At 47.0% G+C, this 16,166-nt stretch carries 17 protein-coding genes; 11 read left to right on the top strand and 6 right to left on the bottom strand.

The genetic code is table 11. The features are described from left to right. Positions 1-184: 184 nt before the first annotated feature. From HMPREF1222_RS09985 to HMPREF1222_RS10010, 6 genes are all read left to right on the top strand, one after another. Entirely contained in the window at positions 185-445 is a 261-nt protein-coding gene (locus HMPREF1222_RS09985; protein ID WP_006188825.1) for a type II toxin-antitoxin system RelB/DinJ family antitoxin, read from the top strand. Positions 446-449: 4 nt separating this feature from the next. Continuing rightward, complete coding sequence (locus HMPREF1222_RS09990) at positions 450-719, top strand: Txe/YoeB family addiction module toxin (RefSeq protein ID WP_016519299.1); 270 nt, start codon at positions 450-452, stop codon at positions 717-719. A gap of 121 nt (positions 720-840) precedes the next feature. Beyond that, the gene (lysS, locus tag HMPREF1222_RS09995) at positions 841-2,442 is read left to right on the top strand and encodes a lysine--tRNA ligase (protein ID WP_016519300.1); all 1,602 of its coding nucleotides are present in this window, start codon (positions 841-843) and stop codon (positions 2,440-2,442) included. Between the two features lie 215 nt (positions 2,443-2,657). Continuing rightward, positions 2,658-3,740 carry a uracil phosphoribosyltransferase gene (locus tag HMPREF1222_RS10000; protein ID WP_425314955.1) on the top strand — a complete coding sequence of 361 codons (1,083 nt, stop codon included), beginning with the start codon at positions 2,658-2,660 and terminating at the stop codon, positions 3,738-3,740. Further along, the gene (locus tag HMPREF1222_RS10005) at positions 3,718-4,461 is read left to right on the top strand and encodes a tetratricopeptide repeat protein (RefSeq protein WP_016519302.1); all 744 of its coding nucleotides are present in this window, start codon (positions 3,718-3,720) and stop codon (positions 4,459-4,461) included. Before HMPREF1222_RS10000 ends, HMPREF1222_RS10005 begins: the two co-directional genes overlap by 23 nt. Then, positions 4,445-5,794 (top strand): sodium-dependent transporter, encoded by a 1,350-nt coding sequence (locus HMPREF1222_RS10010; protein WP_016519303.1) that lies wholly within the window; start codon positions 4,445-4,447, stop codon positions 5,792-5,794. The genes HMPREF1222_RS10005 and HMPREF1222_RS10010 overlap by 17 nt, the downstream gene beginning before the upstream one ends. 62 nt (positions 5,795-5,856) lie before the next feature. Here HMPREF1222_RS10010 and trpS read toward each other — a convergent pair whose 3' ends face one another. Then, the gene (trpS, locus tag HMPREF1222_RS10015) at positions 5,857-6,918 is read right to left on the bottom strand and encodes a tryptophan--tRNA ligase (RefSeq protein ID WP_016519304.1); all 1,062 of its coding nucleotides are present in this window, start codon (positions 6,916-6,918) and stop codon (positions 5,857-5,859) included. A 96-nt stretch (positions 6,919-7,014) separates the two neighbouring features. Between trpS and HMPREF1222_RS10020 the strand changes: the two genes are divergently transcribed. After that, positions 7,015-7,509 (top strand): hypothetical protein, encoded by a 495-nt coding sequence (locus HMPREF1222_RS10020; protein WP_016519305.1) that lies wholly within the window; start codon positions 7,015-7,017, stop codon positions 7,507-7,509. A gap of 10 nt (positions 7,510-7,519) precedes the next feature. Beyond that, complete coding sequence (locus HMPREF1222_RS10025) at positions 7,520-8,347, top strand: purine-nucleoside phosphorylase (protein ID WP_016519306.1); 828 nt, start codon at positions 7,520-7,522, stop codon at positions 8,345-8,347. A gap of 147 nt (positions 8,348-8,494) precedes the next feature. Here the strand turns inward: HMPREF1222_RS10025 and HMPREF1222_RS12830 are convergent, their stop codons facing one another. Continuing rightward, entirely contained in the window at positions 8,495-8,635 is a 141-nt protein-coding gene (locus HMPREF1222_RS12830) for a hypothetical protein (RefSeq protein WP_155997634.1), read from the bottom strand. Between the two features lie 79 nt (positions 8,636-8,714). Between HMPREF1222_RS12830 and HMPREF1222_RS10030 the strand changes: the two genes are divergently transcribed. Next, complete coding sequence (locus HMPREF1222_RS10030) at positions 8,715-9,410, top strand: RluA family pseudouridine synthase (RefSeq protein WP_016519307.1); 696 nt, start codon at positions 8,715-8,717, stop codon at positions 9,408-9,410. On the opposite strand, the gene HMPREF1222_RS10035 is transcribed toward HMPREF1222_RS10030, so the two are convergent. Both HMPREF1222_RS10035 and HMPREF1222_RS10040 read right to left on the bottom strand, forming a co-directional pair. Further along, positions 9,383-9,931 (bottom strand): histidine phosphatase family protein, encoded by a 549-nt coding sequence (locus tag HMPREF1222_RS10035; RefSeq protein WP_016519308.1) that lies wholly within the window; start codon positions 9,929-9,931, stop codon positions 9,383-9,385. The two genes, HMPREF1222_RS10030 and HMPREF1222_RS10035, sit on opposite strands and share 28 nt — an antisense overlap. A gap of 57 nt (positions 9,932-9,988) precedes the next feature. Further along, complete coding sequence (locus HMPREF1222_RS10040; protein WP_155997636.1) at positions 9,989-11,107, bottom strand: hypothetical protein; 1,119 nt, start codon at positions 11,105-11,107, stop codon at positions 9,989-9,991. Positions 11,108-11,307: 200 nt separating this feature from the next. Here HMPREF1222_RS10040 and HMPREF1222_RS10045 point away from each other — a divergent pair, with 200 nt between their 5' ends. Both HMPREF1222_RS10045 and HMPREF1222_RS10050 read left to right on the top strand, forming a co-directional pair. Next, entirely contained in the window at positions 11,308-11,751 is a 444-nt protein-coding gene (locus tag HMPREF1222_RS10045) for a Holliday junction resolvase-like protein (protein ID WP_016519310.1), read from the top strand. 98 nt (positions 11,752-11,849) lie between these two features. Next, a complete protein-coding gene (locus HMPREF1222_RS10050; RefSeq protein ID WP_016519311.1) occupies positions 11,850-13,877 on the top strand; it encodes a putative glycoside hydrolase in 2,028 nt (675 codons plus the stop codon). A gap of 247 nt (positions 13,878-14,124) precedes the next feature. On the opposite strand, the gene thyX is transcribed toward HMPREF1222_RS10050, so the two are convergent. Then, entirely contained in the window at positions 14,125-14,961 is an 837-nt protein-coding gene (gene thyX / locus HMPREF1222_RS10055) for an FAD-dependent thymidylate synthase (RefSeq protein ID WP_016519312.1), read from the bottom strand. Between the two features lie 43 nt (positions 14,962-15,004). Continuing rightward, positions 15,005-15,865, bottom strand: a complete 861-nt coding sequence (locus HMPREF1222_RS10060) for a sigma-70 family RNA polymerase sigma factor (protein ID WP_006188808.1) — start codon at positions 15,863-15,865, stop codon at positions 15,005-15,007. Positions 15,866-16,166 lie beyond the last annotated feature (301 nt).

The raw sequence follows: 16,166 nt of genomic DNA on the forward strand, positions 1-16,166 counted from the left end.
TTTCAGTATATGCTTTTAGCGATTTAAGTCAAATATCGGCTTTGGCATGTCAAGGCTTTGGAAGGGGAAGGTGAATCAGCTAAAATAGCACCGGCTAATTTAATCGGTAAAATTGTTCCGGTTTGATTTTTTGTATTGACATTATAAAGAAATATATTTACAATATGATAAGGGAGTTAAATTTATGGCACAGACAAATATCAATATCCGTATAGACGAAGACTTAAAACGGCAGTTTGAAACCTTTTGTTCCAACATCGGTATGACTATGACAACGGCATTTTGCGTATTTGCAAAAACCGCGGTTCGGAAACAAAAAATACCGTTTGAGTTAGCGGTAGACCCGTTCTATAGTGAAAGTAATATGCGTTATCTTGAAAAGAAAATGGCCGATTATAAAGCTGGTAAGCTTCAGTTGACTGAGCATGAGCTGATAGAGGATTAAGCTTATGCAGAACAAGCTAATCCAGTGGGATTTGGACGCATGGAATGATTATATTTACTGGCAGACACAGGATAAGAAAATCCTTAAACGGATAAATCAGCTTATTAAGGACATCGGCCGCAATCCATTTGAGGGCATAGGTAACCCGGAGCCGTTAAAAGGTAATTTGACAGGATTCTGGAGCCGTAGGATTGATGAAGAACACAGACTTGTGTATGCAGTAGAAGAGAATGCTGTTTTACTGATTTCCTGCCGCGGTCATTATGATGATTAACGGCAATACGGTTGTTCCGTCGCATCAGCTATTTTCCCCATGTATTTTCAATTGACATAATAGACGGAGCAGTATACAATTCCGCAACATTTTTCGAATACCGATGCAAATTAAGGACAATATGAGTAAAGAGCAAAACAATCAGAAATTAGTACATTGGGCGGATCAAACTGCAGAGAAGATTATACGCGAGCGCGGAGATTTGGATTCTTATACGTGCGCTTCGGGGATTACGCCGTCGGGAACCGTTCACATTGGGAACTTCCGCGAAATTATTTCGGTCGATTTAGTTGTACGCGCGTTGCGCGACCGCGGCAAAAAGGTGCGGTTTATTTATTCGTGGGACGATTACGATGTGTTCCGGAAGGTGCCCGAAAATATGCCCGGAAAAGAAACGCTGCAAAACTATCTGCGGTATCCCATCACGATGGTGCCCGATACAACCGGACGCGATACCTCTTATGCACGCCATCATGAAGTTGATGTGGAGCAGGTACTGCCGCTTGTCGGTATTTACCCTGAATTCTTATATCAGGCCGAACGGTACCGCAGCGGTATGTATGCCGAGGGGATGAAAAAAGCGCTGCAAAACCGCGAAAAAATAAAGGACTGTTTAAACCGCTACCGCGATGATGAGCACAAAATCCCTGCGGCAGAAGAATATTGGCCTGTAGCGGCTTTTTGCTGCAACTGCAATAAAGACACAACTGAAATCGTTTCTTACGACGGCGAATACGGATTGGAATACCGGTGCACAAGCTGCGGGCATCAAGAAAAGGCGGACTTGCGCACCTCGAAGGAATTGAAACTCGGATGGAGGGTTGACTGGCCGATGCGCTGGCAGTTTGAAAAAACGGTTTTTGAACCCGCCGGAAAAGATCACCACAGCCAAGGAGGTTCGTTCGACACGGCGCGGCTTGTCGCAGACGAAATTTATCAGTGGCCTGCCCCCGTCAGCTTCCGCTACGATTTTATCGGTATTAAAGGCTTGCCGGGGAAAATGTCGTCGTCAAAAGGAAAGGTTATCAGCCTGTCCGATGTCTTGAATGTGTACCAACCCGAAATTGCGCGGTACCTGTTTGCTGGAACGCGGCCGAACACGGAGTTTTCTATCAGCTTCGACTTGGACGTTATTAAAACCTATGAGGACTACGATAAAACCGAGCGCATCGCATGGGGCGTCGATAAGGCTAAAAACGATGAGGTATATGCGAAGGAACGCCGCATCTATGAACTCTCGCAGGTTGAAGGGATGCCATCCTGCATATCGTATCAAATTCCGTTCAGACATCTCTGTAATCTTTTACAAATTAACGCAGGGGATATTGCTGCAGTAATAGAGTTGATGACCGATCTGAAAGAGGAGCAGTACGAGCGGTTTGTTGCCCGGGCCAAATGCGCGTGGTATTGGATTACCGAATGTGCGCCCGAAGACTTCCGTTTTGCGCTGCGTACCGACGGCGGTAAGGCGGAACTTTCCGCAGCTGAAACCGCTGCGCTCTGCAAAATCCGCGACGAGCTGCTGCCGAAGATGGACGAGCTTGATGAAAAAGCGTTTTCAACCGCGCTGTATGATACGGCTTACGCCTGCGGGCTTGAGCCTAAAGCGCTGTTTACCGCCGTCTATCAGGCCTTGATCGGGAAAGACCAAGGACCGCGTCTTGCAGGGTTTATGAAGATAATCGGCAAAGAACGGCTTGCACAATTGCTTTCATTCTATTAAAATACTCCGCAAATGACAAAACAGGGCTGTAATATGGTTTTGAATGTATATTCTATTATAAAAGGTGCACAAACGGTATCCCGATCTTGCTGTTTTCCCCTTTGCAGCCGGTTATTATTTTATTACTGAATTTTTTAAACGCTCTTTTTTAAGGGCGTTTTTTTTTGTGAACGCAGCCGGCTTAAAAGGCCGACCTCGTTTACGCATTTAATGTAATAGAGGAGTTTTATATGAAACAGGTTATTATGGAAGCGGAATCACTGCAAGGGTATTTAACATCGAAGGATGCTGCTCACCTGCAAAAATTGGATGAACTGTATAATAAGGCGATGCAGCAATTCACGAGGCTCGATGCTGCCGCAGATAATAAAGAAAAAGAAGCTGCGGAAAAAGAAATTATCGACTTATACGATAAAATGGGAAAAAAACTACAGGAAATCTGCAAAGAAGTTCCTCAGCTCAGGGTGTATTCATTTATTACCGATTTTGCCAGCCATGCGGAAGCCTCCCGTGTTATGGCAAAATTGCGCAGCAGCGAAACCGGCCATAACGAATTCATCTATTATACCCAGCGTGCGTTTGAAATGCTGTTCAAACTTGCCTATAGCGGAAGCCACGAGGACAGTAAAAACTACCTTATTTCCAAAACGCCGGTTACCGTTCCGGTACAGAATTATGCCGTACACAAGATCAGCGACATCGATCACAAAATCGAAAATACCGTTATGTGCGTTATGCTGCGCGGCGCACTGCTTCCGTCGATGATTATCTCTAAAGAAATTGAAGAATATTCTTCACACGGCTATGTAACTCCGTTCGCGCTGTTTAAAATTAAACGGGACGATACAAAGAATATCGACGATATGCAGTATGTTCTCAATTTGGATATGTCGTATTTCAATCTGGAAGATTTGGACGGAAAAGACCTTATCTTTGCCGACCCTATGAATGCGACCGGCGGCAGTCTGATTACCGTTGTTAAATATCTTGAACGGCAGGGAATAAAACCTAAGTCGATCAACTGTTTCCATGTTATCTCATCACTCAGAGGTGCGCTATGCGCTGCCCGTGCCTTAAAGAACTGTACGGTATATACGCTGTGGATGGACCCCGCATTAAATTCCGCCGCCTATATTCTTCCGGGACTTGGGGATGCCGGCGATAGAATTAACGGTGTCGATGAAGCCGAGCACCCCCGCAATATGATTCAGCTGATTGCGGATTACGGGGCAACCATCGCGGGCCTTTACCGCCATCAGTTGAGAGCGATAGAGAATGTGGTGCTTCAAAATAAATAACCGTGTATCGTGTAAGAGCTTAACGATACTGATAGTTTGTTTTACGGCCGCCGCCGGTTTGTTTGCAAAAGGCAATATCGATTCGGAAACGGCAAAGACTTATTTTGAGATTGCTGAAGCATATACCGAAGTATCCAAGTACGATAAAGCTGAGGAATTTTACCTAAAGGCGGCAAAGGATCCTGCGCATAAAAATGCTGCGGAATATAATTTGGCGCGGGTATACGGGCTGCAGGGCGAGTGGACAAAAGCAAAACCCATCCTTGAGCGGCAGTATAAAGAAGCGCCGGGAAATATCCTGATATTAAAAGCTTACTCCTACAGCCTTGCGGCAACCGGCGACGAAGAGCGCGCCTGCGCAATGTATAAAAAGCTGTACGATGAGGATTCCGAAAATCCCGAATCGGCACTGAATTATGCCCGGATATTGATTCTTTCCAAACGGTATGACGAAGCAACGGCTCTTATTGAAGAACTGAAAACCCGTTTTACCGAGAGCACGGAAACAAGAGTCTTAGCCGAGCTTGGAGAAAAGATTAAAAAGGCGCAAGAAGAACCGGACAAGCAGGGAAAAGAAGCGCAGGAAGAACCGGAAGATCAGGGAAAAGAAACTCAAGATAAGGACGGTAAAATGCAGGAGCAGAACAATAACGTGGAGGAGGAAACGGCAGACGGCGCCGAATCCGCAGCGGTAAAGGAAAAAGATGGAACGAAAAAATAATCGATTTGTCAGCAACATAGGTTTTATTCTTGCCTGCGTCGGTTCGGCTGTCGGTATGGCAAACGTATGGGGCTTCCCCTACAAGCTTGGGAGCAACGGCGGCGGCGCCTTTTTGCTTATTTATATCCTCTTTGTGATTCTCTTCGGATATGTGGGGCTCTCTGCGGAATACGCAATCGGCCGCCGCAGCGGTACGGGAACACTCGGTTCTTACGCCTATGCGTGGAAGCACGGCAGCAAAGACCGCGAGGGGATCGGCAAAATCATCGGATGGCTGCCCTTGGCCGGTTCAATCACGATTGCCGTTGGGTACGCCGTTATTATTGCTTATGTACTCAAGGCTTTTACTCAGTCCATATTCGGCAGCATCATGACGGTTAATCCCGGACAGTGGTTTGAGTCTTTTGCATTTAAGCAGTTCAGCGTTGTGCCCTATCATGCGGTTGTCGTTGTTGCGACTTTGCTGACAATTATGTTCGGTGCGCATACGATAGAAAAATCAAATAAAGTAATGATGCCGCTTTTCTTCATACTGTTTGCGGCGTTGGCGGTTCGTATTGCATTTTTGCCGGGGGCTTTTGAAGGATACAAGTTTTTATTTATCGCCGATTGGAGCTATTTAAAAAATCCGTCCGTGTGGATAACCGCTATGGGGCAGGCATTCTTTTCGTTATCCATTACAGGTTCGGGAATGATTGTGTACGGCGCCTATTTGAGCAAAGATCATGACTGCGTAGCCGGCGCCAAAAATACCGCGCTGTTCGATACCATTGCAGCGGTTGTCGCCGCCCTCGTGATGATACCCGCATGTTTTGCCTATCGGATGGATCCCGCCGGCGGCCCCGGTTTGCTGTTCGTTGTTCTTCCGTCAATTCTTCAACAGATGCCCGGCGGCAGAATATTCGGAATCATCCTGTATCTTGTCGTGGTGTTCGGAGGAATTTCGTCCTTGCAAAATATGCTTGAAGTTGTCGCCGAATCGCTTATGCACACGTTTAAGAGTTTAAAACGCACCGCAGTGATTGCCGTGCTCGGCGTGATTACCTTCGGTATCGGCGTTTTCATGGAACCCATTGCGGACACAAAGGGAGCAATTCTCGGCGGCTGGGGCGCATGGATGGATTTGGTCTCCACGTACATTATTCCGATCGGTGCGGTGCTCGGCGCCGTTTCGTGGTTCTGGGTGATGAAAAAAGAAGAGCTGTTGGACGAAATTAACACCGGCGCAAAAAAACGCTATGCCAACGGCTGGTATTATCTCGGCAAATACGTATACACGCTCTTCGCCCTATTTTTGTGCATTGTCGCATTGGTACGCGGCGAAGGATTTTAGGACTAAGACTTCGGCAATTCATTCTAATTCATAATTCTTAATTAAGAATTATGAATTATGAATTATGAATTATGAATTTCCGCTTTTTTCCGTACTTCTTCCGCTTTGCGGGAAATTTTATTCCAGACACCGGAAACGCCCATTGCCTTTTTTACTATTTTAAGCGTTTGTGCAGCTTCCGCCCGCATCTTCATCGTGCCGTTATAGATAATTTCATCGACAAAGCCACGTTTGGATGCATACATCGCCCGCCGTTCTCTAATAGGTTCAAGGAAGGTATTGATAGCGGTTGCAAGTTTATCTTTTACTTCGACATCGCCGACTTTACCTTTCCGATAGCGTTCTTTTAAGTCTTCGACTTCCGCCTTATTAGGATTAAAGGCATCATGGTAAATAAATACGGGATTCCCTTCCACCGTCCCCGGAATATCGGCGCTGGTTCTATTGGGATCGGTGTACATGCTGCGTACCTTTTTTATCACCGTTTTTTCGTCATCGCAGAGGAATATCGCATTGTTAAGGCTCTTCGACATTTTAGCTTGCCCGTCCGTACCGACAAGCGAGCCGTAATCGCTTACCATCACCTCAGGCAGCGAGAATACTTCGCCGTACATATAGTTAAAACGCTTGGCAATCTCCCGCGTCAGTTCAACATGACTTTCGTTATCTTTGCCGACCGGCACCAGATTGGCGCGGGGCAGTAAAATATCGGCAGCCTGTAGCACCGGATACCCCAATAGTCCAAGCGGCAATTCGGACAAGTGCGCCGCTTTCGCCATATCTTTTATCGAAGGAATACGCTGCAGCCGAGGAACGGTAACAAGATCGGAAAAAAATAGGTTAAGTTCACAAACTTCCGGCACTGCCGATTGCAGATAAATAACCGATTTTTCGGGATCGATTCCACAGGCCAAATAGTCCAGCGCCATTTGCCGTACATTATCGGCAAGTTCATCGATGTATTGTTTGTCGGGCTTTGTAGTCAGCGTATGTAAGTCCGCAATAATAAAAAAGCATTCAAATTCTTCTTGAAGCCGTACCCGATTCTTAATCGAACCGACATAATGCCCCAGATGAAGGTTTCCCGTAGGACGATCACCCGTTAAAATTCGTTTTCTTTCCATAATAATCGATAGTATCATGTTTACATTTACCGATGCAAGGGATTCAAAAGTTATTTATACTTGTAAAAAGCGTCAAACTGATATATAGTGGACGCCATGTTAGTTGATGATAGAATAATTGCTGAAATAGTTGTAAGAATTGGCAGACACTATAACGAAAATATTGCTACTCGCTTCTTACGCCCCTTATTTGCACAAATTCTTTCCAATATTGATTTATCGCGGCATATTGTTGATTTAACAGAGCATTCAGAAGACTTTGTCTTACAAGGATTTCATCTGGACGACCTTTATTATGACATCATCGCACTTGCCCGCTTTATTTATTTAGTCAGGAGAGATGTTCTCCCCAATATTAATTCGCTTACCGAAGCAAATACCAAGATGGCAACTGCCGATAAGGTATACCGCAATATGGCATTCAGTAATTTAGGGCCGAACCTTGAGGTATTGTCTTCCATGGTGCTTGAACTCTATCATGCGACGCTTCAATATGATAAAAAGACGGCAGCAGGTGGCAAAACCGTTTCAAGCCGAATCGCAGACTTATCTGATATAGAGCGCTTGTTGGCCAATACCGCCGACGCTTAAAGGAAACCGTATGAATGCTGAAGAAAAATTGATAAATTGTTTTAAAAATCTTAAAGAACATATCCCGTACACTCCCAAAATTGCATTGGTGCTCGGCTCCGGGCTTGGCGATCTTGCGGAAGAGTTAACGGTTGACGCTGTAATTCCTTACGCTTCTATCCGCAATTTTCCGCTTTCAACGGCTCCGGGGCACCGCGGGGCATTTGTCTTTGCAAAGATAGAAGGAATACCCGCCGTTATTATGCAGGGTAGAATCCACTATTATGAAGGCTACCCGATGACCGATGTGGTACTTCCCATCAGGGTTATGAAGCTGATGGGTGCGGAAATTCTCTTCTTAACCAATGCTGCCGGCGGAGTGAATAAAACTTTCAGCGCAGGTAATTTTATGCTGATTACCGACCATATTACTTGCCTTGTTCCTTCCCCGCTCATCGGGAAAAACTTTGAAACCCTTGGGGTGCGGTTTCCCGATATGACTCAAGTTTACGATCAAAATCTCCGGATGCACATCAAGGCGGCGGCGGAATCGCTTCATATTCCGCTTAAAGAGGGTGTGTACTGCCAATTCACCGGGCCGGCTTATGAAACGCCGCAGGAGGTACGTCTTGCGGGGATACTCGGCGCCGACGCTGTTGGGATGAGTACCGCTGTGGAAGCGGTCGCTGCCCGTCATGCCGGTATGCGCGTCTGCGGCATCTCATTTATTTCTAATCTTGCGGCAGGCATCAGTAGCACGTTATTAAGCGAAGAAGAAGTACTGGATGCCGGTAAGAAAGCGGCGCCTCTGTTTAAACAACTGGTATTAAACAGCATCGGTCGTATGGGAACAGTATAAAACGGAATTTATTCTTGCGGAAAATGATGCCGGCAGACGGCTTGACCGCGTAATTAGAAAATTCCTTGCGGATGTTCCGCTGTCAACGCTCTATGCGGCTATCCGCAAGGGATTAATACGCATCAACGGAAAACGGACAGCGCTTAACTACCGGACAACCCAAGGCGACACGCTATCGATTGCCCCATCACTGCTCTCCGCCGGCAATCCGCCGCTGCCGTCATCGGAGCAAAGCAGTAAGCGCAATCCGCATCCGACAATCTCCGGTAAAAATAACCCGCAAAACAAAGAAACGCTTGCATCCTACAGGCCGTACCGTAAAGCTGCCGATATTCCGCTCTTATTAAAAGCAGCCGATCTGCTTATCGTGAATAAGCCTGCAGGAATCCCCGTACACGGCAGCTCTAGTATCGACACGCTGCTTTCCGCCGCATCGGTACTAACGCTCTCCGCCGAACCGCCTGCCGCCGTACCCGATACAGACGGCAGGGTACACCTGCACAGTCTCTCATTTAAACCAGGCCCGCTTCACCGGCTCGATAAGGATACTACCGGCGTACTGTGTTTTTCACGGACGCTTGCAGGTGCGCAGTGGTTTTCTCAATGTTTGCGGGAAAAAACGGTAGGCAAATACTACTTGGGTGTAGTACGCGGGGCTATGCCGGCGCAACCGATTACCGCTCAAGACGAAAACGGTGCAACCATGACGCAGTGTTATTCGGTTGAATACTGCAAAGACATAGACGCATCGCTTATGCTATTTCGGCTTATCACCGGTAAAAAGCACCAGATACGGAAGCATACCGAAAGTGTCGGCCATCCGCTGGCGGGAGACCGTAAATATCACGGCGGGAACCCGCTGCCCGGCTGCAAGCACTACCTGCTCCATGCATGGCGTCTATACTTTCCCGCATTAAGACCGGCGGATATTCCCGCCTCTATCGAAGCGCCGCTTTTCCCGGAAATGGAAACATTCCTCAACCGGTATTTTCCCAATTGGAGCAACGCAGCGTCTTCGGCTCTTATAGATCAATGTTATGACAAATCAAATTCGAGCAACTGACAATTTTTAATTTCCAGCCGAAACAGATCTTCCATCGATAACGGATTAAAATAGGTATATGCAGCCGTAGTAAGCACACCGTGGCAGACAAACAGGATATTTCCGTCTCCCGCGTGCTTTTGTTTTACATCTTCTATAATGCTATATGCACGGTGCGCTACTTGTGCAAAGGACTCCCCTCCGGGAAATTTTAAAAAAGGATTTTTATGAATATATAAAAAGTCCGGATTATTCCATGGTTTTCCTTCAAAGTCGCCGAAATCTATCTCGTGCAGCCGGGTATCCGGTACGGCCGTCAGCTGCAGTACCTGTTCGATATATGCCGCCGTATCTCTCGCCCGTTTAAGCGGAGACACATAGATTGCGGTAATATTGTTTTTTTCTTTTTCTTCCTTCAGCCGATTAGCCAAGGCCTGCGCTTGCATCCGCCCCTTTTCCGTCAGTGTAGATTCCGAAACGCCGCAAGCCAGTTGTTTTACATTCCAGTCGGTTTCACCATGCCGCACAACAAAAAGTTTCATGCCGGAAAGTATATGCAAATAAACTTTGAACTTCAAGTAACCCTGCGCCGGCAGCGCTTACAGACTGTAGCTAAAAGTCTCGGCAATTACCGTTTCGCCCAAGTCGGTACGGGCAAGCGAAATTGCTTGCGCTTTTGTCTTTGCTTCTGCGGTATGCTCAAACGTAAAGCGGTTTATCTTTTGCGCCTGTTTAAAATTCCAAATCGATATGTCGGCACGGATAGTACAGGTAAATGTACCGTCCTCCGCCGTTTCCACGGTGATATATGTTTTTCCGAAAATAAAACGGTCAACAGCCGTACCGATCTTAACCTGCGCAGCACGGATTACGGCAGCTTCATCACTACCGGCAAGTTCACGGTATTCATCAAGTCCGATTCTGCTAAAGCCGCGCTTCATCAGCCCGGTAAGCAGGCTTGTAGCCGTTATGTTACTGGAAAAAACAGGGTTATTGTTCTCATCATAATCGAGGATGGAAATAATAGTCGGTATCCGTTTTTCCATTGTAGCAACTTTATAAGAAAAAGAAACGGAGAGATTGTCGGCTGCATCGCTTGTTAAAGCGGTATTTTTTCTTGCCGGATAGAGACAAAAGAAAAGCGTTCCGTCGCATGCTCTTTCGGGCGTAGGGGGTGTAAAGTATAAGAACCCTTCGGCATCCGTCCGTATAAGCTCCGTTTTCAGGCTGCTGCCGGTACCGGAAGACGGATACAGAACCGTAATAGGATAATTGTCAAGCGGAAATTGTTTTTCCGGCGCAGTAACAACAACGCGTGCTGCAAACGGCTCGGTAAACGGAGAGCCGGCATTCACCGGAGCAGGCCTGCTGACAGCCTCTATGGAAATAGCATCTAACAAGGGTTGTACACGGCGGCGGGCATCGACAAGAATGGCATTATCTTCTTGCCCCTTACATGATTCATAAATAGTATCGAACAACGCAAGTACCTTATGTATATCGAAGTGTTCAACGGCCTGCACAAGTTCCGGAAGCAGACGGGCAGCCCTTTGCGCCTCTGGGACGGTTTCAGTCACCGTACGTTCGGGTTCTGTTTGCGCATCCTGTTCAAAATGCCCCTGTTCGGCAGCAGCCTTCGAGTCTGCGGCCGGAGATGCAGGGACTACCGGTGATGCGGTAACACCTTTCGCCGGAGCGGATACACAAGAAATAGTCATGGTTAACGATAAAAAAAGGCAACAACAGAGAGCACAACCTATACGATACATACTTAACGCCTCAACTTTATAAAAAATCAAATCTTATATCGGAATACTTTATAAAATTCTTTAGGAATACGGCAAGTGACCGATATTCACAGTAACACAATATATAGAACATTTATCTTTGGAAAAAGAAACTGTTTGAGGAGGAAATTATGCTTGATACGGTAGAATTAAAGCTGTTACTGCTTATTTTAGCGATTGCTTGCATCTCATTCATCATTGTCGCTTTCTTCCTCGGAGCAAAAATCGGACGGCTCTCTGCAAGTAAGCATCTCACAAAAGAAATTAAAATCGCTCGGGAAGATGCCGTTAAACGGTCGCGAGCGGTGCTGAATGGACAGCTTTCCGAACAATTTGCAGCATTCTTTCCCGGCTTCCCTGCCGATCCGACGGAAATCCGGTTTGTCGGTAAACCGGTAGATTTTGTCGCTTTTCCGGGGCTTTCTACGGGAACAGTCGATGAGGTGCTGTTCGTCGAAGTAAAAACCGGTAATGCCGCACTTTCAAAAGTCGAACGCTCGCTGCGCGATGCCGTAGAAAAGAAAAACGTCCGCTACACCGAATACCGCATCCCCGCTGCAGCGGCCGTTCCTTAGTAAGCATGTAAAGAAGGGCAGCCTCACTGGAAATATCTTACACGTTTAGCTGATCCCCTGATAGACCCCCACTGTCATATAAGTTATAATTGCCCTCTATGAAACGGCTGTTGATTGTTTTTGCATTGATTATTACTGCGATGTCGGTTCATGCGCAGGATTTCCTTTTGGCGGGTACGCAAAACGGATTATATAAACTTATCTCCGTGTCCGCACAAAAGATTTGGGATACGGCCGGAGTGCGCAAAATTATCAAAAGCGGGGATACATGGTTCTTTCTCACCGACAACGGTATTGCTCGTTCCGATAATTTAATTCAGTTTAGCTATATCAACGACGGCTTTCCGGTAAAGGTGATAAAGAAGATAACCGGAGATGAAAAATCCTTTATTAAAAAACCTCAGATGCTGAAAGACTTGGAAGCGCATCCGTTCCGTCCCGGCACCCTTATTACCGCGACCAACGGCGCCGTGTTTTTAAGCGAGGACGGAGGCAAGCATTGGCGTAACCTCGGCTGCCATACCCAAGTCAACGGACTCAAGGCCGTATGCGTGCTCGATCTTCCGGATGCGCGGGGAAATTTACAGCTGACCGTCATCGCCTCGCATTCCATCTACGGAGCGGCATGGAAGCAGCCGGCCGTTTCCGACAAATGGCAGCCGCTCAGCGAGGGGCTTGTTCCGGGGCCGGAAAGCGACGAAGAAATTTCCGATATTGTCGTTTATACTCATCAGCAAAAGCAGGAGGTATACGCCTCGCAGACTTTTACCGGCAAATTGTATCAACTCGATTGGCCGACAAAGAGCTTTCATGCCGTATCGGACTGGACTGACGGGATTGCAGGAGCGCGCTGCATCGACGGACTCAGCTCCGCGGCGGTGTCCATCATCGGATGCAAAGACGGCGGACTTTTTGAAGTACCGTTGGTGCTGCCGGTTCTGAACTCTACACGGCTTAAAGAAATAGAGCTTAGCTTGAAGCGTATCGCCGCTAAGCCGCTTTCGGCATGGATACCGCAGCGGATGACGCGGCTCGGCAAAGCGGTCAGCCTTTCGGAGCTATGGCTGTTTGACGAGGGAGAAAAAACACGGAAAACGGAATATCTCCGCCGCGCTGCGGGGCGGAAAGGCGTGTATTTACCGGCGCATCAGGCGAGAACGGCAGCCGGTTTACAGCGCTACTTCGATCTGCTTGAACAAAATAAGCTCGATACGCTCATCATCGATATGAAAGACGATTTTGGCTTTGTCCGCTACGATTCGCAGGATGAAGCAATACTGGCGGTGGGGGCGGTGCGTCCTTTTATTCAGCTTGAAGATTTTACGGCAAAGGCAAAAGAGCGCAACGTCTATCTTGTTGCCCGCATCGTTGTGTTCAAAGATAAGCAGCTGTACCGGTACCGGAAGAATCTATACGCGGTAAAAGACAAAAACGGTACCCCGTGGCAGGGTTATAAAACCGTTGACGAAACGGCAGAGCCGATTGAAGAATATTGGGTAGACCCCTACAACGAAAACGTGTGGAAGTATAATACGGCCATTGCCGAAGAATTGATTCGGAGAGGTTTTGATGAGGTTCAGTTCGACTATATCCGCTTCCCCACCGACGGGGAAAATCTCTATGCAGCGAGGTTTCCGGCGCAGGAGCAGGGTATGGATAAGGAAAGCGCCATCATGTCCTTTCTTGCGTATGCACGGGAAAAAATCCATGCGCCGATTTCGATCGATATTTACGGGGCAAACGGATGGTACCGTACCGGAGCGCGTACCGGCCAAGAAGTAGAAGTGCTCGCCGACTACGTGGATGTGATATGTCCGATGTTTTATCCCAGCCACTTCCGCCAAAGCTTCCTTGCGCAGCAGCCTGCGGAGGAACGCCCGTACCGTATTTATAATCAGGGCGCCTACCGGAATAAGATTATTGCGCACAATAAGGTGATTATCCGGCCGTGGACGCAGGCTTTTTATATCCCCGTATCTTACGACAAAAAGTATTATAATGAAGATTATGTGCAGCGGCAGATTATCGGCATCAAGGATTCCATCGATGAAGGCTATGCCTACTGGAATAATTCAGGCCGTTACGCCGATATCCGCCCCGACGGTTTCCCGCTCCCGAAAAAATAGCAGACTTCTCCTACCGTATAACCGCATCAGAACTATTTTTGGCGTTTGCTTTCCTTTTGTGCGAAATTTTGTTTAAAATTTCGCACATTTTTCCAGCAAACGGATAAACGCATCAGATGAATAAATATAAATCGCAAAATCAGGAGATTGGACAAGCATTTGAACTGCAAAGCGGTTCAATTCTGCTTGGACGGTCTCCTGATTTTGCGGGGATATAAAAAATCTTTGATGCGTTTACCCAGTTTTGCTACAGTTGTTCACCGGAGCGGATCTTTTCTTTAAAGCGTTCAAGCTCTTTGCCTTTAAGTCCGCTCTCTTTGCCCTGTAGCAGATTGCGCACCGCTTCCAGTTCTGCGCCGGAAAGATGCACACCGGTTAAGACATGCTTTTCAAACGATTTTGTTGCAAGCGGCGCTACGTTCCGGCAGATTTCCAGCAATACAAAGGCGTAGTCGCGGATTTCTTTTTGGGCGTGTCCGTCGCACCGTAACTTCATAAAATGAAAGAGATTGTGCAAATCGATTTGCCAATACATTTCCGTATACGCGGAAAGCGGTAAATTGATGCGGGCAAGCTCCCGTGCAAGCTTCGTATCGATGAGAACGCTGTACTCGCGGTATGCGGCTTCCTGCTGCGCTTGCAAGGATTCCCGTATCTGCGTCCGCACCTCAAGCGGCGCCGGTTCGCTCATACGCCCTTGCCGGTTATCCGTACTTTGGAACGCGATATCCTCGGATGCAGGCAGATAACATTCATCCCGCATAATCGAATACCGTCCGGAAATTTCGTTGAGCCGCGCCGTGCGGTGTCGCACCCACTGCCGCGCAACAAAAATCGGCATTTTTATATGGAAGGTCAGCACAACCTGCTCAAACGGAGACGTATGCTGATGCCGTAACAGGTAATCGATCAGCCCCGCATCTTCGCGGACGCTTTTGGTGCCCTCCCCATACGACACCCGCGCCGCTTGTACGATACGCGCATCTCCGCCGAGATAATCAACCAGCCGGACAAAGCCTTTATCCAGCACTTTATATTCTCTATCGAGAATTTCTTCCGCCGTGGGAACAATACAATGAGCCATGCACTCATTATATCAGAATAGGCGAAAAGGGGGAATGAAGATATTACGCTACGAAGCTTTCAAGTTCGTGCTGATGTCCTACCGACTGTAAGCGTTCAAGCGCTTTCTTTTCGATTTGGCGGATACGCTCTTTGGTTAAATTGAACCGCGTCCCAACTTCCTTTAACGAAAGTTGTTCGTATCCGTTTAAACCGAAGCGGTACCGGAGAATTTCCGCTTCCCGTTCACTCAGTGAAGCAAGCAGCGCATCGACGTTTTCGCGTAAATCGATATCGAGCGCATAGCTTTCAGGCTGCATATAGCGGGTGTCTTCAATAAAGTCGCCGGTGCTGGCAGCGCTGTTATCATTAAACTGCGGAGCATCCAAAGAAACAGGATCGCGGGCAGCATTCATAATCGTCCGTACCATTTCAGGTTCGATGCGGAGATCTTGTGCAATGGCAGTCAGCTCTTTATCTTCCGGTTCTGTTCCGGTCTTTCCCGTAAGTTTACGGGCTTTTTCAATCTGTACCAATTCGTTTGCTCTGTTCAGAGGAAGCCGGATCATACGGGATTTTTCGCAAATGGCTTTTAAAATTGCTTGCCGGATCCACCATACCGCATACGAAATAAACTTGTAGCCCTTATCGGGGTCAAAGCGGTCGGCGGCATTCATCAATCCGATATTGCCTTCGCTGATTAAATCCATAATCGGGATATTCTTGTTCTGGTATTTTTTTGCGACATTGACCACAAAGCGCAAATTCGATTCAATCAGTATTTTTTTTGCCTTTTCATCACCGGCGGCGGCAGCTTTTGCATATTTTACTTCGTCTTCTACGGACAGCAGCGGTATCTTATTTATCTCTCTTAAATAGGTTGCAAAGATATTATTATCTGCACGTGTATGTTGTATTCTTTCCATAGTCAAACTCCTTGCAAATGAAGTGTACGATATTTCAGCGCAATATAGCAAAACCGAAATTCGCCGGTTAATGAGGCTTTCTATCGATTGCCTGTATTAAACCGTATATATCAATTATTAAAGCAAATAAGATGCCAACTTTCTTCCGAATGACATGCGGCATAATGAAGAAGAAATCAGCCGCAAAAATATGCTCTTTTAAGGCACTTTTGACAGGAAATTATAAAAACCGGGAAAAAACTTGCCTTTTTATGTCTTTGTTTGTATATTTATCATAACCTTATATGGATGAAATGACACA

The sequence above is a fragment of the Treponema vincentii F0403 genome (assembly GCF_000412995.1).
GTDB lineage: Bacteria > Spirochaetota > Spirochaetia > Treponematales > Treponemataceae > Treponema > Treponema vincentii.